Here is a 20675-nt window from a genome sequence, read left to right on the forward strand (position 1 = left end):
GTCATCCATTGCGTCGAACAAAAACCCGGTCAAACCTGCAACAGCTGTTTAGTCATTGCCATCGAGGTGTCCAGAGATTGCCCGGTACGCTGCAATTTGTTCAGCAAACTGGCGCCCAACCAGAGCTGATACAGGGTTTCCGCCAGATGCCGGGCGTCGCCCTCAGGCAGGCTGTTTTCGGCTTGGCCCTGTTCGATGCAAAGCGCAATACGTGCGACTACTTGCTCGGCGCCGTCGCGCAAGGTCAGGCGCATCGACTCCGACAAGTCGGCGACTTCGGCGCTGAGTTTCACCACCAGACACTCGTCACCGTGCCCTTCGAGGGTGCAGCGGTTCTGCCAGCCCTGCCAGTAATCCATCAGCCGCTCATAGGCGCTCAGCCCTGGCAGCGTCAGGCGCCGCTCCATGTCGGCGAGGTAGTCGACGAAGTAATCCGCGAGCAATGCCTGGCCGTACAGCTCTTTGGACTTGAAGTAGTGATAGAACGAACCCTTGGGCACACCGGCGGTTTGCAAGATTTCGTTGAGGCCAACACTGGTGAAGCCCTTCTCGGCCATCATCCTGTGGCCGGTGTCGAGCAAGTGTTGGCGGGTATCGTCGTAGGTCGCTTTCATGGGGCGCAAATTACCAGGCAATAGACCAGTCGTATATTGGGAGGAACGGAAGTTTGCCACACCTGTCGATGAAAAACCGCAGGATAAAAAATTACTAGACGACTGGTCTAATTGGAATCTATGCTGCGCCCCGACAAACGTTTTCTGACCGGTGTGGCCGATGTGCGAATCCTTCGCCCAATCGAAGACACCTGATCGACTCAAGGTGCTCTATGAAAATCCTGATGGTTTTGACTTCCCACGATCAACTCGGCGACACCGGCAAGAAAACCGGCTTCTGGCTGGAAGAGTTCGCCGCGCCCTACTACGCCTTCAAGGACGCCGGCGCCGAGGTCACGCTGGTTTCGCCGGCCGGTGGTCAGCCGCCGCTGGACCCGAAAAGCGATGAGCCCGATGCGCAGACTGCCGAGACCGATCGTTTCCGCAAGGACCCGACCGCACAGCAGGCACTCGCCAACACCGGGCGCTTGGCCGACGTCAGCGCTGATGGTTTTGATGCCGTGTTTTACCCGGGTGGCCACGGCCCGCTGTGGGATCTGGCCGAAGACAAGCAGTCGATCGCGTTGATCGAAGCGTTTGACCGCGCTAACAAGCCGCACGGTTTTGTCTGCCATGCGCCTGGCGTATTGCGTCATGTCCTCACCGCTGACGGCAAACCGCTGGTCCAGCATCGTCAGGTCACCGGTTTCACCAATGCCGAAGAAGAGGCAGTGGGCCTGACGGACGTGGTGCCGTTCCTGATCGAAGACGAGTTCCAGCGCCTCGGCGGCTATTATTCGAAAGTCGATGACTGGCAGGTTCATGTGGTCGCCGACGGGCAACTGGTCACTGGCCAGAACCCTGCCAGCTCGGCCGCTGTCGCCAAGAAGCTGCTGGAGATGCTGGGCTAAAACCCGCGTAAAACCCTTGCAAACGCCGGGCGCGTCTCGCCCGGCGTTATTTTTTCACCCGATTAATAGACGACTGGTCTAATAAACTGCGAAAAAGGTCACTCATGAACAACAACCCTTTCTTCACCCCCGCCAGACTCGGCCATCACACCCTGAAAAACCGTATCGTCCTACCGCCCCTCACCCGCCAGCGCAGCACCCAGCCGGGGAATATCGCCAATGAGCTGATGGCCGAGTATTACCAACAGCGTGCCGGCGCCGGTTTGCTGGTCACCGAAGGCACGCAGATCGAACCGCGTGGCCAGGGTTATGCGTGGACACCGGGCATTCATACGCCTGAGCAAATCGCCGGCTGGCGCAAAGTCACCGAGGCCGTGCATGCCGTGGACGGGGTGATTTTCGCCCAGTTGTGGCACGTCGGCCGCGTCTCGCACACCGCGTTGCAACCTGACGGCGCCGCTCCGGTTTCCGCCTCCGCCGTAGCCACCGACCGGGTCAGCGTGTTTATCGAAACCGCACCCGGTGCCGGTGAACTGGTGCCACCGTCTGCACCTCGAGCGCTGAGCACCGATGAGGTTCAGGAGTTGGTTCAGCTGTACATTCAGGCGGCGCGCAACGCCATGGACGCGGGTTTCGATGGCATCGAATTGCACTGCGCCAACGGTTATCTGGTCAACCAGTTCATCTCCGCCCACAGCAACCTGCGCGACGATCAGTACGGTGGCTCGCTGCACAACCGCCTGCGCTTTTTGAAGGAAGTAGTGGCTGGCGTCGCCGAGTGCATCGGCAAGGAAAAAGTCGGCGTGCGTTTTGCCCCGTTGTTCACCACCACCGATGAAGCGCGCACCTACCTGGGTATGGTCGAGGAAGATCCGCACACCACTTACATCGAAGCGATCAAAGTGCTGCAGGACGTGGGCATTGCCTATCTGTCGATTGCCGAAGCCGACTGGGACAACGCGCCGGCGATGCCCCTCACGTTTCGTCAGGCGGTGCGCGACACCTTCAGCGGCGCGATCATTTATGCCGGGCGTTACACCGCAGAATCCGGCGCGCAACTGCTTGAATCCGGGCTGGCAGACTTCGTCGCTTTCGGCCGCCCGTTCATGGCCAACCCCGATCTGCCGGCGCGGATTGCCAATGACTGGCCGTTGAATGCGTTGAACCCGGCGACGGTGTATGGCGGCAACGCCGAAGGCTATACCGACTACCCCGTTTATCGCGGCTAACCGTTAAACACCTCGCCAAAGGCGCACCTGAAACATCAGGGGGCGCTTTTCGCGTTCGCCCTGATTTTGCTCAATCCTGGCCATAAATACCTATACACCAACTACAATCTGTACAACTATCTGGACTTAGCACTTAAACGTCCACTCGGCAGCCTGCTGCTCACTACGCTGAATCCGTGAAATGAACAAAACCCATCGGCTGTGCCTCGTTCTGGGCGACCAGTTATCGTTCGATCTGGCTTCATTGGCAGGTCTGGATCGCGAACACGACCGTGTGCTGCTGGTCGAGGTCATGGAAGAAGCCAGCCATGTTGCCCATCATCCGCAGAAGATCGCCCTGATCTTCAGCGCCATGCGTCACTTCGCTCAGGCCTTGGAGAACCAAGGCATCCGAGTGCATTACGTGACCCTTGATGACCCGCAGAACAGCGGCTCGGTGCCCGGCGAGTTGAAGCGCTGGCAGGCTTTGTTGCAGGCCAACGAGTTGCACGTCACGGAGTGCGGAGACTGGCGTCTTGAGCAATCACTCAAGGACTGCGGTGTGCCGATCCACTGGCACGCCGACGGCCGCTTCCTGTGCAGCCGCGACGAATTCCGCGCGTGGGCCGCTGGTAAAAAGCAACTGCGCATGGAGTTCTTCTATCGCGAGATGCGCCGCAAGAGTCGTCTGCTGCTCAACGGTGACGGCACGCCGGTCGGCGGCGCGTGGAACTTTGACGCAGACAATCGCAAAGCCCTGCCCAAATCCGTCAAGGCGCCCTACCCGGCTGGTTTTACCCACGATGCAATCACCCTCGAAGTCCTCGCCTTGGTCAAGGAGCGCTTCGCCAATCACTACGGCAGTCTGGATGATTTCAACTACCCGGTAACCCACGCCGACGCCCAGGCGCTCTGGGCCTGGTTTCTCGACTACGCCCTGGCCGGGTTCGGCGATTATCAGGACGCCATGGCCAGCAACGAACCGTTTCTGTTCCATGCGCGTATCAGCGCAGCGCTGAACATTGGCTTGCTCGACCTGCGTCAACTGTGCAGTGACGTGGAGTCCGCCTACTGGTCCGGCACCATCGCGCTGAATGCCGCCGAAGGCTTCATCCGCCAACTGATCGGCTGGCGCGAATACGTCCGTGGCGTTTACTGGCTGCACATGCCGGAGTACGCCGAGGGCAATGCGTTCGGTAACACGCGGCGTTTGCCGGAGTTCTACTGGACCGGCGCAACGCAGATGAACTGCATGCGCCAGGCCATCGGCCAGAGCCTGAAACACGCTTACGCCCATCACATTCAGCGCCTGATGGTGACCGGCAATTTCGCCCTGCTCGCCGGCATCGCGCCGAGCCAGATCTGTGAGTGGTATCTGGCGATTTACATGGACGCTTTCGATTGGGTCGAGCTGCCCAACACCCTCGGCATGGTCATGCACGCCGACGGCGGTTACCTCGGTTCCAAGCCTTATTGCGCCAGCGGCCAGTACATCAACCGGATGTCCGATTACTGTCGCGACTGCGCTTACTCGGTGCGCGAAACCACGGCTGACAACGCGTGCCCGTTCAATGCCTTGTACTGGCATTTCCTGATGCGCCACGGTGACCTTCTGCGCGGCAATCAGCGCATGGGCATGATGTACAAAAACCTCGATCGCATGCCGCCGCAAAAGCAGGAGGCTTTGTGGCAACGCGGGCAGAGCCTGCTCGCCAGCCTGGATCGCGGCGAATCGTTATGAAAACGCGCGAGCCTTGATCCCCGTGCAACTTAACCATAAGGGCCCGGGTCAATGGCTGACAAAGCTTGTGAGGCCGATGGCTTGAAACACGCCAGTTGAACGCAAGCCAACCATCAACGCATGAAGGGTGAACATCCTGAAACAGCTTACTCGCGAGGAGCTTGAGTCTGAGGTCACGCGCCTGCGTCTGGCCGTCAAGGCGACCTGCGACGCCGTCTGGGACTGGGATCTGAAAACCAACCAGGTCATCTGGAACGACTCGCTGCAACAGGCGTATGGCTACGGGTCTGCAGCCATCGAGCCGACGTGTGACTGGCGGTTCGCGCAGATTCACACGCAGGATCGCGCACGCGTGACGACTTCGATTCGCTCGGCGATCGACGGGGCCGGTACGACCTGGAGCGCGGAGTATCGCTTCCTCTGCCACGATGGTTCATACGCCGAAGTGCTCGATCGCGGACATCTGATTCGCAATGCCGATGGCCAGGCCGAACGCATGATCGGGGCGATGCTCGACCTGACCCGTTCGCGCAGCGCCGAAACGGCACTACGCCAGAGTGAAGAACGCTTCAGCACCATTCTGGAAACCATCGAGGCGGCGTTCGCCATCGTCAAAGTCAAATTCGACGCCGACGACCACCCCATCGACTATTGCTTCGTCCAGGCCAACCCGGCGTTCGAACGTCAGGCCGGGGTCAATCTGCGCGGCAAGTGGGTCACCGAGTTTGCCCCCAACCTGGAGAAATTCTGGTTCGAGACCTACGGCCATGTGGCCAAGACCGGCGAGCCGGCCAACTTCGAGAACTACGCCAATACCTTCGAACGTTGGTTCGATGTGCGCGCCGTGCGTGTCGGTGACCCGGACGATCGGCAGATTGCGATCTTCTTCAGCGATGTCACCGAGCGCCGCGATGCGCAAGAACGCTTGCGCGTCAGCGAGGCGGTCGCCCGGGAAAACGTCGAACGGGTCCAGCTCGCCCTGGCCGCCGGCGCCATTATCGGCACTTGGCACTGGCACTTGCCCAGCGATCGCTTCAGCGTTGATGAGGCCTTCGCCCGGGTGTTCAACCTCGACCCTGCCTGGGGTCTCGATGGTCTGAGCCTGGAGCAAGTGGTGATGACCGTTCACCCCGACGACAGGGAAGGACTCACAACCGCGATCAACGAAGTCATTGCCCGTGGAGGTGCCTATTCGCACCAATACCGAGTGCGCGGCGCGGATGGCCAATACACCTGGATTGAAGCCAACGGACGCGTCGAATGCGCTGAAGACGGCACACCTGTGCGCTTTCCCGGCGTGCTTATCGATGTCGAAGACCGGCGCAACGTCGAAGCCGAGCGCGACCGGGTCACCGCCGCGTTAAAGACGCTCAACGACACCCTGGAACAACGGGTTTCGGCGCGCACAGCAGAACTGATGCAGGCCGAAGAAAAGTTGCGGCAATCGCAGAAAATGGAAGCGGTCGGGCAGCTCACCGGCGGTCTGGCCCATGACTTCAACAACCTGTTGGCAGGCATTTGCGCCTCCCTTGAGCTGATGGAAAAACGCATTGCCCAAGGTCGTCTGAACGACATCGACAAATACATGCTGATCGCTCAGGACGCCGCCAAACGCGCGACCGCCCTGACCCATCGCCTGCTGGCCTTCTCCCGCCGACAGACACTCGATCCACGGCCGACTGAAGTCAACGCGCTGATTGCCGGCATGACCGAGTTGATCCAGCGCACCGTCGGCCCGAGCATTCGCCTGAAGACGGTCGTAGCGGCCGATCTGTGGCCGGCGCTGGTCGATGCCAGCCAACTGGAAAACGCCCTGCTCAACCTGTGCATCAATGCCCGCGATGCGATGCCCGATGGCGGCAGCATCACCGTCGAAACCGCCAATCGAACCCTGGATGCGGAATCAGCGCGCATACGGGAAATGCCCGAAGGGCAATACCTGTGCCTGTCGGTCGCCGACACCGGTACCGGTATGAGCGCTGAAGTGATCGCCAAGGCCTTCGACCCGTTTTTCACCACCAAACCACTGGGCCAGGGCACGGGCCTGGGGCTCTCGATGATCTACGGTTTCACCAAGCAATCCGGCGGCCAAGTGCGGGTGCAATCGACCGTGGGGCAAGGCACCATCATCTGCATCTACCTGCCGCGCTACCTCGGCGAAACGCTGCGCAATCACGATGACACGCAAAACCCGGCAACGCCTCATGCCAAGGCCGGCGAGACCATCCTGATTGTCGACGACGAACCTACCGTTCGCACGCTGCTCAAAGACGTGCTGAACGAACTTGGCTACAACCTGCTCGAAGCCGCCGACAGCGTTGAAGGACTGGAGACATTGCGCTCCAGCGCGCACATCGATTTGCTCATCACTGATGTCGGCTTGCCGGGCGGCATGAACGGCCGGCAAATGGCCGATGCGGGCAGGCAAATCAGGCCGAAGCTGAAGACCTTGTTCATTACCGGATACGCGGAAAACTCGGTGATCGGTAACGGCCAACTCGGCCCGGGCATGCAGGTGCTGACCAAACCGTTTGCCGTCGACACCCTGGTGTCACGGGTCAGTGGCCTGCTGTCCATCGACGTCGAATGAGGGTTGCGCAGGAGACGTCATAAACCTGTTGCGCCCCGCCGTCTTCGCTTGATACAGCGCCTGATCGGCGCACTCGATCAGACCGTGCACCGGGTCCAGCTGCGCACCGCGCGCACCGCGCGCAGCGGCGATGCCGATGCTCAGGCTCACGCGGGGCACGGGACTGGTGGGGTGGGCGATGTTGGCTTGCTGCAAGCGCTCGATAATCAACTGCGCCACCACCTCGGCACCGTCAATATCGGTGTCGGGCATTATCACCGCGAACTCTTCACCGCCATACCGCGCCACCAGATCCGACGGCCGCCGCACACACGCATCCAGCACGTTAGCGACAGCCTGCAGACAGGCGTCACCGGCAACGTGCCCAAGCGCATCATTGAACTGTTTGAAATAGTCGATATCGATCATCAGCAAGGCCAGCGAAGACCTGTCGCGTTGTGCCCGCCGCGCCTCTGTGGCCAGGGTCTGGTCAAAGCAGCGCCGATTTGCCAGACCGGTCAGTGCATCCTTCATGGCCAACAACTCCAACTGTCGATTGGAGCCGAGCAACTGCTGCTGAGCGATGCGCAGTTCGCCTTCCACCTGGGTCCGGCGGCGGATATCGAGAATCAAGCACCAACCGATCAGACCGGTGAGCCCCAACAGCCCCGCCACCACCACCGCCGACAGCAACGCCTCGGTTCGCCAGGCCGCGAGCGCTTCACGCTTGCCGATGGCGACCGTGGTGATCAGCGGCAATTTCTCGCTTTTGCGGAAGGCGTAGAGGCGTTCGACGCCATCCAGGCTGGAGCTATAAGACGCGGTGCCGACCGATTGATCGACCAGGTACTTGGCGTAGATCGGCGACTTGGAAAAGTTGCGGCCCATGTCCTGCTCGCGGAACGGGTAACGAACCAGCAACGTGCCGTCGGTATACGACAAGCCGATGGCGCCCTCCTGGCCGATGTCGAGTTTGCCGAACAGGCGCAGAAAGTTTTCTACGCCCAGCGTCACGGCCACGACCCCGGCAAACTCGCCGCGATCATCATTGAAACGGCGGCTGACGGTGATCACCCACTCTTGATTGGAGCGGCTGCGGATGGGTGGCCCGATAAAGGGTTCGCGGCTCGGGTCGTCGCGATGATGGATGAAATACGCCCGGTCACTGCTGTTGGCCCCCGCCGGAATCGGCCGGTTCGACGACATCAGCCAATGGCCCTGACGGTCATAGATGGTGATACCGCTCATTTGTGGCATCAACGGCTGCTGGCGGTTGATCAGCGCACTCAGGCGCTGGATCTGCGTGGGGCCACTGCCTTCGGTTTCCAGGCGTTCGACCAGGCCGAGTAGCAGCAGCGAACTTTGCCGGACAATGCCTTCGGAATAGGTCTCGAGTGCCTGGGTCAGGTTCAACCCGTGCACGTTGACTTCCTCCAGCGCGCGATCGCGCGAAGAAAGCACTTTCCAGATCGTCAGTGACGCCAGAGAGCAGCCGATCACCAACAGCAAGAGGATGACGAGGTGGGTATCACGCTTCACGAAAGTACCTAATGGAAAGTCCGGTTTTCCGTTCCGGCCGTTACTGATTCAAGGCAATAACAGCGGTCGTATGTCCTCGACCGGCGCAAGGATACAAGTAGCGCGTTGAACGCGCAGCAACTGCGTGACGGAACGTCGTTTTCAGGCTCTGGGCGATGTTCCGCAACGACACAGCGGCGGTCTGCAACTTATATTCACGGGCGCAGGTCATTAGGAATGCTGAGGTTGAATCCATTCGCAGACCTCGAACATTGAAGACACTGCCCGTGACCGCAGATCTGGATCGCCGCAATAATCTGTCACTGGACAGCCTCAACTTTTTCCTCGCCGACGTGCGCGACGGTCTCGGCCCCTATCTGGCCATTTACCTGTTGGCGGTGCATCACTGGGAGCCGGCGAGCATTGGCCTGGTGATGACCATCGCCGGCGTCGCCGCGTTGATTACCCAGACACCCGCCGGCGCCTGGGTCGACAACAGCCATCGCAAGCGCGCACTGATTGCAATCGCCGCGCTGCTGGTGACCGGCAGTTGCTTGCTGCTGCCGTTCGTAACGTCGTTCACTTGGGTGGCACTGACGCAAACCCTGAGTGCAATGGCCGCTTCGATATTCGCCCCGGCCATTTGCGCGATTACTCTCGGCATGACCGGGCCACGAGCATTTACCCGGCGAACCGGGCGCAACGAAACCTTCAATCATGCCGGCAATGCCTGCGCCGCCCTGCTGGCCGGCGTGTTCGCGTATCTGTTCGGCCCGGTGGCGGTGTTCTATCTGATGGCGGCCATGGCCCTGGCCAGCGTCATCGCCATTGCCTGCGTGTCGCCAGAAGCCATCGACCATGATCAGGCACGCGGACTCGATCCCGCCGACACTGGCCATCGCCAGCCTTCCGGTTTATCGGTGCTGCTGGGCAACCGCTCGCTGTTGCTGTTCGCCATTTGCTGTGCATTGTTCCACCTCGCCAACGCCGCAATGCTGCCGCTGGTGAGCCAAAAACTCGCGCAAACCAATTTGCAGATGGCCACCCCGCTGACCTCGGCCTGCATTGTCGCGGCGCAACTGGTGATGGTGCCAGCGGCGTTACTGGTCGGGGCGAAAGCCGATGTGTGGGGACGCAAACCACTACTGCTGGCCGGTTTTCTGATCCTGCCCTTGCGCGGCGTGCTCTATACGCTGTCGGACGATGCCTATTGGCTGGTCGCGGTGCAACTGCTCGACGGCGTCGGCGCCGGCCTGTTCGGCGCCTTGTTTCCGATCATGGTCAAAGACCTCACGCAGGGCACTGGACACTTCAACGTCAGCCTCGGCGCACTGACGACGGCCTTCGGACTCGGCGCGGCGCTGAGTAACGGCCTCGCCGGGTTCGTTGTGCAGGAGGCCGGTTACAGCGCGGCGTTTCTGACCCTGGCCGCGATTGCGGCAGTGGCTGTTGTGCTGCTCGGGATCGGGGTTCCCGAGACTCAGCGCAATGGCCGGCAGCCTGAAAGCGGCTCAGTGGTGGTCAATGCTGAATCCTGAGGTCCGATTGCACTGACGCTCTGCGCGCGGGTACTATTGAGATGTATTCTCACTAACATCTGGAAAGCCCGCCAGTGCACTCTCCTCCGTCCAGCAAGCTGGGATTCTTTTTCAGCGATCACCATCGTTGGCTGCTGCAGCACATCAATCGACATCTGCGCAACCACGCGGACGCCGAGGACACTGCCGCCGATACGTTTTGCCAGTTGCTGGCGGCGCGTGTCGATCCGGACAGCATCGAACAACCGCGCGCCTATCTGTCGACCATTGCCCGACGGCTGATGTTCGACCGTCACCGACGACGCAAGCTGGAACTGGCTTACCTTGAGCGCTTGTCGACACTGCCCGAGGCACTGGCGCCCTCGCCCGAGGAACAGCTGCAACTGATCGAAGCGCTGGTCGCCATCGACCGTGCCATCGACGGTTTGCCTTTGATCGTCAAAACCACCTTTCTCTACAGCCAACTGGATGGCCTGAGCTATGTGGCCATCGCGCAGAAACTGGGGCTTTCGGAGCGCACGGTCAGCCGCTACATGAAGCAGGCGTTGCGTCAGTGTTATCTGTGCGAAGTGGCGCCATGAGCAAGCCGCGCCTGGATGCCGTCAGCGAGCAAGCCATCGACTGGATGGTCAGACTGCGCGCCGGTACGCCCGATACGGCGTTGCAGGAACGCTTCAATGCCTGGCTGGCGATGGACCGGGCGCACAGTCAGGCTTTCGACAGATTGCAGGAACGTCTCGGTGGCTCGTTCAACACCGTTCGCGCACTCGACCGACGTTTGCCCGGCCAGGCTGGCGAGGCTCGCCAGGTACTTTTGCAGCCACACGCTTCGCGCCGCGACGCACTGCGTGCGATTGCCGGCCTCGGTCTGCTCGGTGGCAGCCTGTGGCTCGGTAGCAAAAGCCAGTTCGGCGAGTCGTTGCTGGCCGACCTGCACACCGGACGCGGCCAGCGGCAAACTTTCAATCTGGCTGATGGCAGCCGGCTTAGCCTGAACGCTGACAGCGCCGTGGATCTGCGTTTCGATGGTCGGCAACGCGTGGTCATTCTGCGTCATGGTGAGTTGATCATCGATGTCGCCCCCGACCCGCGCCGGCCGCTGATCGTGCGCACCGCCGAAGGCGAAATGCGCGCCTTGGGCACGCGATTTCTCGTTGCTCAGGAACCGGACGCCAGTCGCCTTGTGGTGTTGCAGCATTCGGTTGAAGCGCGGCTGTTCGACGGCACCACGCAGGTGGTCGGGGAAGGTCAGTCGGTTGTGCTCTCCTCGCGCAACATCAGCGTCGCCAACGGCGATGAGCGCCGCCGCGCCGACTGGTTGAACGGTCGACTGAACGTGCTCGATGAGTCGTTGGCGCGTGTCGTCGACGCCCTGCGTCCTTACAGTCGCGGATTCGTGCGCGTTGCCCCCGATGTGCGGGACTTGCGCGTTCAGGGCGTGTTTCCGCTTGATGATCCCGAACGAACCCTCGCAGCCTTGGCCGAAACCCTGCCGATTCGCGTGGATCGCTACAGTCCATGGCTGACGTTGATCGGCAAAAAGTGATGGGCAAAAAATATCTTATGAAAACCATTCTTGTTTGTGTCCGGTTTTCATTTCTCATCCGACCTATCTCCTGACACTTTCACAAAAAACAGGAGAATGTTGTGTTCAACTCGTGGCCCCGTACCCTTTCCGTCGCCGTTGCGCTGGCAACGCTGACGACTTCAGCGCTGGCGCAAGACCTCACGTTCAACCTGCCGGCCGGCCCGCTCGCCAGCACGCTCAACGCCATTGCCGGCCAGAGCGGACAGATCATTTCGCTGGAGCCGGCGCTGGTGCAGGGTAAACGTGCGCCAGCAGTCATCGGGCAAATGCCGGCCGAGCAAGCACTGCAGAAGGCGCTGGCGGGCAGCGGTTTGGAGCTACGGGTCACGGGGCAAGGCAACTTCAGCGTCGAACCGGCCAGCGACAGCAACGCGGCGCTGCAACTGGATGCCACCAACATCGTTGAACGCAGCTTTGACGCCACCACCGAAGGCTCGGGCTCTTACGCCGCGCGCGCCGTGACCATCGGCAAAGGCACCCATACGCTGAAGGAAATTCCGCAATCGGTCACGGTCATGACCCGCAAGCAGATGGATGATCAGGACCTCGTCGATCTCAAAGACGCGGTCAACAAGACCACCGGCCTCGTCGGTCTGCAGGGCGTCGGCAAAGGCATGATCATTACCTCGCGCGGCTTTCAGATCGACGACTGGCAGTACGACGGCGTGCCGATTCCGCGCAACACCTACGCCCTGGGCAACTGGGCCACACAGGACCTGATTTTCTTCGATCGTCTGGAAATCCTGCGCGGTGCCTCCGGCCTGCTGCAAGGCACCGGCAGCCCCGGCGGCGCGATCAACCTGGTGCGCAAGCGCGGCCAGAACACGCCCACCGTGACCATCACCGGCAAGGCCGGTTCGTGGGATCACTACGGCCTGCAACTGGATGCCGGTGGCCCGCTGAACTCCAGCGGCACGGTACGCGGCCGCTTTGTCGCCGACGAAGACCAGAGCCAGTCGTTCGTCGACTACGAATGGAGCAAAACCCACTCGCTCTATGGCGCACTGGACTTCGATCTGCGCGACGACACCAGCCTCGGTCTGGCCATCAGCAACTCCGATGGCGAGTCCCGCCCGATGATCCGTGGCCTGCCCCGTTACGCCGATGGCAAGCCGCTGAATGTGCCGCGCTCGACCTACGGCGGCGCACGCTGGAACCATTTGGACATCGACGTCACCACGCTTTACGCCGATCTGGAACACCGTTTCAACGACGACTGGGCATTCAAGGTCGGCGCGGTGCGCATGGACGAAACCAACAAAGGCAAAAGCCAGCGCCTGCAAACCAGCGGCGACGGGATCAACGCCGATGGCAGCGGCATTCAGTACGCCGATTTCGTCACCGATTTCGACGCGACCAAGCTCGGCCTCGACATGAACGTGACCGGCCATTTCGACGCCTTGTCCATGGCCCATGAAGTGATGCTCGGCGGCAACTACTCGAAATACACCAGCGACGACAAAATCGCCCGAACCTTCAACAACAACACCAGCGATACCATTTTCGACATCGATCACAATCGACCGGACATCAGCTACGAAGGGATTCTCAACACAGCCGGCGGTCAAGCCACCCCGAGCAAATACGAGATTCGCCAGAAAGGCTTGTATGGCAGTTGGCGGATCAAGCCGATCGAGCCGCTGACCGTGGTGCTCGGCTCGCGCGTCAGCTGGTATGACTACAGCTATCAGTACGCGACGCAAAGAGCCTTCAACGCGGCGATCGCGCAACCGGACAGCACCGTAACGGAAACCGGCGTGGTCACGCCCTACGCCGGCATCGTCTACGACTTGAGCCGCGAGTGGGCCGTGTACGCCAGCTACACCGATGTGTTCGAGCCACAGACCAACCGCGACGCCAGCGGCGCAACACTGAAACCGGTGGTCGGCAGCAACTACGAAATCGGCCTCAAGGGCGAATTGACGGATGGCCGGGTCAATACCTCGCTGGCGGTGTTCCGCTATGACCAGGAGAACCGCGCCGTCAACGACCTCGCGTCGGGCATGGTCTGCGACGGTTGGTATTGCTCCAACGCCGCCGGCAAAGTCCGCAGCCAGGGGATCGAAGCCGAGATCAGCGGCGAAGTGCTGACTAATCTGCAACTGTTCGCCGGCTACACCTACAACACCACCAAATACCTGGATGACCCGGACAACGAAGGCAAAGTTTTCAGCACCTGGACGCCGAAACACATGTTGCGGGTCTGGGGCGATTACCAGTTCAGCGGCGACTGGAATCGTGTCAGCACCGGTCTGGGCTTCACCACCCAGAGCCATACGCTGGGTTATGAACACACTTACGATGTCGGCGGTTATACCGTGTGGAGTGCGCGGCTCGGCTACCAGTTGAGCAAGGAAATCGGCCTGGCGGTGAACGCCAACAACCTGTTCGACAAGCGCTACTACACCGCCGCGTATAACCAGCTCAACGGCAACAACAACTTCGGTGATCCGCGCAATGTGATGTTCAGTGTGAAGTACACGCCCGAATTTTGAGGACCGCGTTAACTGCAAAAACAGAAAGCCTGCTTTTCAAAGCAGGCTTTCTGTTTCGGGTCGCGTCGGCTTACTTCTGCTGAGCGGTCAACGCCGAGTAGCTGTTCATCAGGTTGCGGTAGTTGGGGATACGCTGCGACAACAGATTGCCCAAGCCTTCAATGTCGTTGCGCCAGTCACGGTGCAGCTCACACGCTACCGAGAACCAGTTCATCATCTGTGCGCCAGCCTGCGTCATGCGGCTCCACGCCGCTTGCTGCACGGTGGTGTTGAAGGTGCCGGAGGCGTCAGTCACCACAAACACATCAAACCCTTCCGCCAGCGCCGACAAGGTCGGGAACGCCACACACACATCGGTCACGACACCGGCAATGATGATCTGCTTGCGGCCGGTGGCCTTGATTGCCTTCACGAAGTCTTCGTTGTCCCAGGCGTTGATCTGACCTGGGCGAGCGATGTACGGCGCGTCCGGGAACATCTCTTTCAGTTCTGGTACCAGCGGGCCGTTCGGGCCTTGTTCGAAACTGGTGGTGAGGATGGTCGGCAGTTCGAAGAACTTGGCCAGATCGGCCAGGGCCAGCACGTTGTTCTTGAACTCGTTCGGCGAGAAGTCCTGCACCAGAGAAATCAGGCCGGTCTGGTGGTCGACCAGCAGCACGATGGCGTCGTCTTTGTTGAGGCGGTTGTAGGTTGGAGTGGTCATGGTGGGCGTCCCTTTTCAATGTTGGAAAGTTGTTGTTGCGTTCAAGTTGTGTACAGGTTACTGACGCATCGAAAAGGGATAAATCGGTTCAAACGCGTTTCACCGTCAACCTGTGCAGGACAATTCAGTGACGGTGTGCTCTTCGTTCCCACACTGAAGCCAACAAAGTCGGGGGTTATTAGCTAATAACACCTTCATTAAACCGTCTCTCAAACGTTGTACTAGGATAGGATCCAAGTCTGCGGTATTTCGTCGTTCAAGGAGATCGTCGACAGGACTGCAGACGTTTTTGAATTAACGCCTCTCAGGGATGACACGCATATGAACTCACACTTGTTCCCCCACATCGGTAAAGTCATCGCAAGCACCGGCAGCCGGCACTTTCCGCGCATGTTGCATGACCTGATCCTGACGCAACTGGCGGTAGACGCCACGCACATCCGGCAGATGCGCGTCGAACCGGTGGGCCGCGCGTCGAGCCGCAGTGAGCCAGAGCCGCTGAAAGAGCAGGCCCTGCTCGCCGAAACGGTGTTTTCCGAACACAGTGCGGCGGCCCATCATTTACAGAACCCGCCGAGTTCGACCCGTGCGGACGCCTCGCAGCTGCACCTGACCCGGCGCAAGGACGGCTACCGCTACGTGATTTCGGTGTATCGCAACGATGAGTCGCAGCGTTTTTCCGCGCAGGAACGCAGCCTGTTGCAAGACATCTCCCCGGTGCTGCTGCCGATGGTGGAAAAACACATCAACGCCCTGCAACCGGCCAACCTCGAGCCAGAGACGCCAGCCGAGGCCGCCGAAGGCAGCGGCCTGGAAACCTTGCGGTCGCGCTTTGACGAGCGCCTGGAGCAACTGGGGCTGAGCCTGTCCAACCGTGAAACCGAAGTATGCGTCGGCCTGCTCGCCGGTCGCACGGCGCCAGAACTGGCTGAACAATTGGCGTTGAAGGTCAACACGGTGGAGAGTTATCTGAAACGGGCGGCGATCAAGTTGGGGATCAGCGGGCGGCATTCGTTGATGCGCTGGATGTATTCGCCGTTGGAGGCGTTGGCGTCGAGTGCGGCGTGATACGCAGGAATTAGCGAGAACTTCGGTTTTTGCGGTGTGCCTGTGAGATTCCCCCCTCACCTGATCTGGCCTAATGATTCTGGACACCCCTAAAGGGCGTTAATCTACGCCCAACGACGAGGTGTGATTTGACCAGACGCTATTTTTCGACAGATTTCAAACGGGACGCGGCTTGCCTGGTTTTGGATAAAGATTATTCGGTGAGCGAAGCCTGTGAAGCAATGGGTGTAGGCCCTACAGCTCTGCGCCGCTGGGTTGAGCAACTGCGTTCAGAGCGCAGCGGGAAGACACCTGAGAAGTCCAAGGCCATGACCGCTGACCAACAACGCATCCAGGAACTGGAAGCAACAATCCGACGGATTGAGCGCGAGAAGGAAATTTTAAAAAAGGCTACTGCTCTCTTGATGTCGGATTCCCTCGATCGGTAAGGCTGGTCGAGGAGTTAAGCGAGCAATATCCAAGATCCGAGTTGTGTGGCGTATTTGGTATCAACCGCAGCAGTTATTACGAGCGTCTGAAACGGCGGACAAAAGTGGATGTCGAGCGCGATCGACTCAAGATCAAGGCTGCCGAATTACATGAGCAAAGTCGCGGCTCAATGGGCGCGCGCAGCCTGGCAAAGGCGTTGTGTAACGAAAAGGAGTCGGTAGGTCGTTACATGGCTCGTAGCCTGATGCGCGAGATCGGATTGAAGAGCCAGCAACGGCGCAGGCATCGTTACAAACCTAGCGGCGCGGAGGCTCAATACGCCCCTAATCATTTGCAGCGTAAATTCAACGTTGAGGCGCCCAATCAAGTGTGGTGTGGCGACGTGACTTACATTTGGGCCGGTACTTATTGGGTTTATCTGGCTGCGGTACTAGACCTGTATGCCCGACGCATCGTCGGCTGGGCGATATCCAGAAGTCCCGATTCGGCTCTGACCTGTAAAGCGTTGAAGATGGCTTTCGAGTCGCGAGGACGCCCTGAAAACTTGATGTTCCATTCGGATCAGGGCTGTCATTACAGCAGCAAAATGTTCCGTGAAACGCTGTCGGAGATGCGGATAAAACAAAGCATGAGTCGACGAGGAAACTGCTGGGATAACGCCCCGATGGAGCGTTTCTTCGGCAGTTTGAAATCTGAATGGATACCCAAGGCTGGCTACCGAAACGAAGACGAGGCCAGTACCGATGTGTTGCGCTACCTGACCCACTATTACAATCGGATCAGGCTACACAGTTACAACGGCTATCGAACTCCCGTAGCCATGGAAGCCCTGGCGGCATGAAAAAGGGTAAAACCCTATAACCGTGTCCAGTATCGTTTGACCAGATCAACCCCAGCCCTCTCCCCCCAAGGGGGGGCGAGGGGGAAAGGGAGCAGATTTGTGTAGTTTTCGAGCCTGAGTTCGACGCGATATTTCAAGTCGGCGTACCTCGAAAGAACACCGCGATCAGTCCCCTCTCCCTCTGGGAGAGGGTTAGGGTGAGGGCAATCCCGCGACGTGCACCAATGCCTGATTCACCGCCAATTCTCCCAACATCACGACCTGAGCAATGCCCCAACAGGTATGATGAGGGCCGCTTTTAATCCCGCGCCAACGCCTCAATCGGATCAAGCCGCGAAGCATTCCGCGCCGGCACAAACCCGAACACAATCCCGATCAACGTCGAGCACACCACCGCCGTCAACACCGACGCCAGCGAAAACACCATCTCCCATTCCTTGATAAACACCGAAAACAAATGCCCGATCGCATACGACAGGGAAATCCCGATCGCCCCACCCAACAGGCAAACCATCACCGCCTCCACCAGAAACTGCTGACGAATGTCCGACTGCCGCGCGCCCACTGCCATGCGAATGCCAATCTCGCGGGTCCGCTCGGTCACCGACACCAGCATGATATTCATCACCCCGATACCGCCGACCACCAGGGAAATCACCGCAATCAGCGATAGCAACAACGCCAGCGAGCGGCTGGTCTTCTGCACGGTCTGCAAGACGCTGTCGAGGTTGTTGGTGAAGAAATCCTTGGTGCCGTGACGTTGTAGCAACAGCTGGGTGACGTGCTCTTCCACCACTTTGCTTGGCTGGCCGTCCTTCATGCGCACGCTGATGCTGTCCAGATAACGCTGGCCCAACACCCGCCCGGCGGCGGTTTCGTAAGGCACCCAGACGTTGAGGGTCTTGCCCGAGGCGAACAGGCCCTTATCCTGCGCGGCCACACCGATCACCGTGCACGGCAGGTTACCGATCAGGATCACCTGGCCCAACGGATCGACGTCTTGCCCGAACAGACGCTGTCGGGTGTTGTGATCGATGACCACCACCTGCGCCTGACGCCGTGCGTCGTTTTCGCTGAACGGGATACCCGCCGCCATCTTGATTCCGCGCACTTTGAAGTACTGATCGCTGACGCCGTTGACCTGCGCATCCAGGTCGATATTGCGATAGCGCAGCAACAGGCTGCGGCCGATCATCGGCGTGGCGCTGTCGACGTAGTACAGCTGATTCAGCGCGGTGACATCGGCCGGCGTCAGGGTTTCGATGGCCGCAGCACGCTTGTCGCCGTAACTGCTGCCTGGATAGACATCGATGGTGTTGCTGCCAATCGCGGCGATGTCCTTGAGCACATAATTCTTGGCACCCTCGCCCACCGCCGAAATCGACACCACCGAGGTGATGCCGATGACGATGCCGAGCATGGTCAGCAAGGTGCGCATGCGATGGGAGATCAACGCCACCCAGGCCATGGCGAACGCCTCTTTGAACAATCCGAGACTGGCGACAAGGCGCCGTGAAGCGGTGGCTTTCGGTGTCACCGGTTCTTCGCTGAGCAAGTGCGTGGTGTCGCGTTCGTTCGCACGGTCGCTGAGGATTTCGCCGTCGCTGACTTCGATGATGCGCTCGGCGTTGGCCGCGACTTTCGGGTCGTGGGTGACCAGAATCACCGTGTGCCCGGCAGCGTGCAGCTCCAGCAGGATGCGCATCACCTCTTTGCCGCTGGCCGTGTCGAGGGCGCCGGTCGGTTCGTCGGCGAGGATCACTTCACCGCCGTTCATCAAGGCCCGGGCGATACTCACCCGCTGCTGCTGACCGCCGGAGAGCTGGCTCGGCCGATGCGTCAGGTGCCCTTCCAGTCCCAGCCGCGCCAGCAACTCACGGGCGCGGGCATGGCGCTGAAGTTGCGGCGTCCCGGCATAAATCGCCGGCATCTCGACGTTGTGCATCGCGCTCAAATGCGGCAGCAAGTGGTAACGCTGGAAGATGAAACCGAAGTAGTCGCGGCGCAGTTCGGCCAAGGCCTGATTGTCCAGATCGCGGGTTTCCTGGCCGTTGATCCTGTAGCTGCCGGCGGTGGCGTAATCGAGGCAGCCGAGGATGTTCATCAGGGTCGATTTGCCCGAGCCCGAAGCGCCAATGATCGCGACCATTTCCCCGGCATTGATCGTCAGATTGATGTTCTTCAGCGCGAGAAATTCGCGGTCGCCGGCGGTAAAACTGCGGGTGATGCCGGTTAGCTGTAGCAGTGGCTCAGTCATGCTCAAGCCCCCGCCACATTGGTCAGCGGATCACCGATCACCACGCGATCACCTTCCGCCAGGCCGTCATTGATCTGCACTTTGACGTTGTTGTTGATCCCGGTCTGCACATTGCGCGACTGCGCGTGGCCCTTCGCGTCAAGCACGCGCACGGGAAAGCTGCCATCGGCATTGCGCGGCCCGAGCGCCGCCACCGGCACGGTCAGCACTGCCTTGGCGGTGTCGAGGATAATGCGCACCTGCGCGGTCATCGAAATGCGCAAACGATGGTCGGGGTTCGGCACCTCGAACAACGCGTTATAGAACACCGCGCTGCTTTGCTTCGGCGTTCCGGCGGGCGGTGTTTCAAGAAAGTTCTGTGGCGCCGGGTCCGTGCCGCGCAGTTTCGCGTAGTAGCGTTTGTCCTCGCCAAGAATGGTGAAATACACCTCTTGTCCCGGCGCGATGTGAATCACATCCGCTTCGGAAACCTGTGCCTTGACCGTCATGGTGTCCAGATCCGCCAGCTTCAGCAGAACCGGCGCCAACTGGCTGGCGATCACCGTTTGCCCTTCCTGCGTTACCACGCCGACCACATCGCCATCGATCGGCGCGACGATGCGCGTGTACGCCAGATTGACCTTGGCCGTGTCGATCTGGATATGCGCACTTTTGATCTGCGCGTCCAGCGACATCAGATTGGCCTGCTGCACCTGATAGTCCGACTCGGCGGTTTCAAAATCCTGGCGCGAGATCGACGCGTCGTCCTGCAAGTTCTTGTAGCGCTCGTAAATCGCTTTGGTTTGCCTGAGTTGAGCCTGGGTCGCGCGTTTTTGCGCTTGCAGGTTTTCCTCATCGACCTGGGCCTGACGCAGGGTGTTCTGCAATACCAGCGGATCGATTTCCGCCAGCCACTGGCCTTTCTTTACCTTGTCGCCGACCTTGACCTTGAGCGACTTCAATTGCCCGGACACTTGCGCGCCGACGTCCACTTGCTTGATGCCTTCGAGCAACCCGGTGGCCAGCACCGCGTTTTCAATATCACTGCGTTCAACCGGCGCGGTCAGGTATTGCGGCGCCTCGGCCGGTGCCTGCACCGCGTAGAACGCCAATCCCGCTACTGCCACCAACGCCAGGCCCATACCGACTTTGCGCAACTTCGACTTTTCCATAAATGACCACAAGTCCGTTCAGGGGTGAGCCCGGCTTAACGCCGGGCTCCAATTGAAAACAACAT

The 20675-nt window shown here is 60.0% G+C and carries 15 protein-coding genes; 10 read left to right on the top strand and 5 right to left on the bottom strand.

Annotation, left to right across the window (positions count from 1 at the left end; genetic code table 11):
* Positions 1 to 29: 29 nt before the first annotated feature.
* On the bottom strand, positions 30 to 614 hold the full coding sequence (locus ACZZ0G_RS29520) for a TetR/AcrR family transcriptional regulator (protein ID WP_463558677.1): 585 nt from the start codon (positions 612 to 614) through the stop codon (positions 30 to 32).
* A gap of 212 nt (positions 615 to 826) precedes the next feature.
* Between ACZZ0G_RS29520 and ACZZ0G_RS29525 the strand changes: the two genes are divergently transcribed.
* From ACZZ0G_RS29525 to ACZZ0G_RS29540, 4 genes are all read left to right on the top strand, one after another.
* Positions 827 to 1504 (top strand): type 1 glutamine amidotransferase domain-containing protein, encoded by a 678-nt coding sequence (locus ACZZ0G_RS29525; RefSeq protein WP_463558678.1) that lies wholly within the window; start codon positions 827 to 829, stop codon positions 1502 to 1504.
* A gap of 104 nt (positions 1505 to 1608) precedes the next feature.
* Positions 1609 to 2733: an alkene reductase gene (locus ACZZ0G_RS29530; protein ID WP_463558679.1), complete on the top strand. Its 1125-nt coding sequence runs from the start codon at positions 1609 to 1611 to the stop codon at positions 2731 to 2733.
* A 181-nt stretch (positions 2734 to 2914) separates the two neighbouring features.
* Entirely contained in the window at positions 2915 to 4453 is a 1539-nt protein-coding gene (locus ACZZ0G_RS29535) for a cryptochrome/photolyase family protein (protein WP_463558680.1), read from the top strand.
* Between the two features lie 127 nt (positions 4454 to 4580).
* The gene (locus tag ACZZ0G_RS29540; RefSeq protein ID WP_463558681.1) at positions 4581 to 7043 is read left to right on the top strand and encodes a PAS domain-containing protein; all 2463 of its coding nucleotides are present in this window, start codon (positions 4581 to 4583) and stop codon (positions 7041 to 7043) included.
* Here the strand turns inward: ACZZ0G_RS29540 and ACZZ0G_RS29545 are convergent.
* Positions 7005 to 8561, bottom strand: coding sequence for a sensor domain-containing diguanylate cyclase (locus ACZZ0G_RS29545; RefSeq protein ID WP_463558682.1), 1557 nt, complete (start codon positions 8559 to 8561; stop codon positions 7005 to 7007). The genes ACZZ0G_RS29540 and ACZZ0G_RS29545 overlap by 39 nt on opposite strands.
* A 266-nt stretch (positions 8562 to 8827) precedes the next feature.
* Between ACZZ0G_RS29545 and ACZZ0G_RS29550 the strand changes: the two genes are divergently transcribed.
* The 4 genes from ACZZ0G_RS29550 to ACZZ0G_RS29565 all read left to right on the top strand — a co-directional run bounded on the left by ACZZ0G_RS29550 (position 8828) and on the right by ACZZ0G_RS29565 (position 14161).
* Positions 8828 to 10078, top strand: coding sequence for an MFS transporter (locus ACZZ0G_RS29550; protein ID WP_463558683.1), 1251 nt, complete (start codon positions 8828 to 8830; stop codon positions 10076 to 10078).
* Positions 10079 to 10152: 74 nt separating this feature from the next.
* Entirely contained in the window at positions 10153 to 10659 is a 507-nt protein-coding gene (locus ACZZ0G_RS29555; RefSeq protein ID WP_463558684.1) for a sigma-70 family RNA polymerase sigma factor, read from the top strand.
* Positions 10656 to 11624: a FecR domain-containing protein gene (locus tag ACZZ0G_RS29560; RefSeq protein ID WP_463558685.1), complete on the top strand. Its 969-nt coding sequence runs from the start codon at positions 10656 to 10658 to the stop codon at positions 11622 to 11624. The genes ACZZ0G_RS29555 and ACZZ0G_RS29560 overlap by 4 nt, the downstream gene beginning before the upstream one ends.
* Positions 11625 to 11725: 101 nt before the next feature.
* The gene (locus ACZZ0G_RS29565) at positions 11726 to 14161 is read left to right on the top strand and encodes a TonB-dependent siderophore receptor (protein ID WP_463558686.1); all 2436 of its coding nucleotides are present in this window, start codon (positions 11726 to 11728) and stop codon (positions 14159 to 14161) included.
* A gap of 70 nt (positions 14162 to 14231) precedes the next feature.
* Here ACZZ0G_RS29565 and ycaC read toward each other — a convergent pair whose 3' ends face one another.
* The gene (gene ycaC / locus ACZZ0G_RS29570; protein WP_007916011.1) at positions 14232 to 14864 is read right to left on the bottom strand and encodes an isochorismate family cysteine hydrolase YcaC; all 633 of its coding nucleotides are present in this window, start codon (positions 14862 to 14864) and stop codon (positions 14232 to 14234) included.
* Positions 14865 to 15185: 321 nt separating this feature from the next.
* Between ycaC and ACZZ0G_RS29575 the strand changes: the two genes are divergently transcribed.
* Together ACZZ0G_RS29575 and ACZZ0G_RS29580 are read left to right on the top strand one after the other, a co-directional pair.
* Positions 15186 to 15932 (top strand): helix-turn-helix domain-containing protein, encoded by a 747-nt coding sequence (locus tag ACZZ0G_RS29575; protein WP_463558687.1) that lies wholly within the window; start codon positions 15186 to 15188, stop codon positions 15930 to 15932.
* A 128-nt stretch (positions 15933 to 16060) separates the two neighbouring features.
* Positions 16061 to 17202 (top strand): IS3 family transposase gene (locus ACZZ0G_RS29580; RefSeq protein WP_463554965.1). Its coding sequence is split into 2 segments (ribosomal slippage): positions 16061 to 16313 and positions 16313 to 17202, totalling 1143 coding nucleotides; the frame shifts between segments, so codons are not numbered across the junction.
* A 298-nt stretch (positions 17203 to 17500) separates the two neighbouring features.
* Here the strand turns inward: ACZZ0G_RS29580 and ACZZ0G_RS29585 are convergent.
* The gene (locus ACZZ0G_RS29585) at positions 17501 to 19459 is read right to left on the bottom strand and encodes a MacB family efflux pump subunit (RefSeq protein WP_463558688.1); all 1959 of its coding nucleotides are present in this window, start codon (positions 19457 to 19459) and stop codon (positions 17501 to 17503) included.
* A gap of 2 nt (positions 19460 to 19461) precedes the next feature.
* Positions 19462 to 20610, bottom strand: coding sequence for a macrolide transporter subunit MacA (macA, locus tag ACZZ0G_RS29590; protein ID WP_095118444.1), 1149 nt, complete (start codon positions 20608 to 20610; stop codon positions 19462 to 19464).
* Positions 20611 to 20675 lie beyond the last annotated feature (65 nt).

The sequence above is a fragment of the Pseudomonas sp. AC169 genome, from assembly GCF_979258515.1.

Excerpts from the sequence above, each read along its gene's own strand:
- ACZZ0G_RS29575 (WP_463558687.1), top strand. The coding sequence starts at position 15,186 with ATGAACTCACACTTGTTCCCCCACATCGGTAAAGTCATCGCAAGCACC.
- ACZZ0G_RS29585 (WP_463558688.1), bottom strand. The coding sequence starts at position 19,459 with ATGACTGAGCCACTGCTACAGCTAACCGGCATCACCCGCAGTTTTACC.
- ACZZ0G_RS29530 (WP_463558679.1), top strand. The coding sequence starts at position 1,609 with ATGAACAACAACCCTTTCTTCACCCCCGCCAGACTCGGCCATCACACC.
- ycaC (WP_007916011.1), bottom strand. The coding sequence starts at position 14,864 with ATGACCACTCCAACCTACAACCGCCTCAACAAAGACGACGCCATCGTG.
- ACZZ0G_RS29535 (WP_463558680.1), top strand. The coding sequence starts at position 2,915 with ATGAACAAAACCCATCGGCTGTGCCTCGTTCTGGGCGACCAGTTATCG.
- ACZZ0G_RS29560 (WP_463558685.1), top strand. The coding sequence starts at position 10,656 with ATGAGCAAGCCGCGCCTGGATGCCGTCAGCGAGCAAGCCATCGACTGG.
- ACZZ0G_RS29525 (WP_463558678.1), top strand. The coding sequence starts at position 827 with ATGAAAATCCTGATGGTTTTGACTTCCCACGATCAACTCGGCGACACC.
- ACZZ0G_RS29520 (WP_463558677.1), bottom strand. The coding sequence starts at position 614 with ATGAAAGCGACCTACGACGATACCCGCCAACACTTGCTCGACACCGGC.
- macA (WP_095118444.1), bottom strand. The coding sequence starts at position 20,610 with ATGGAAAAGTCGAAGTTGCGCAAAGTCGGTATGGGCCTGGCGTTGGTG.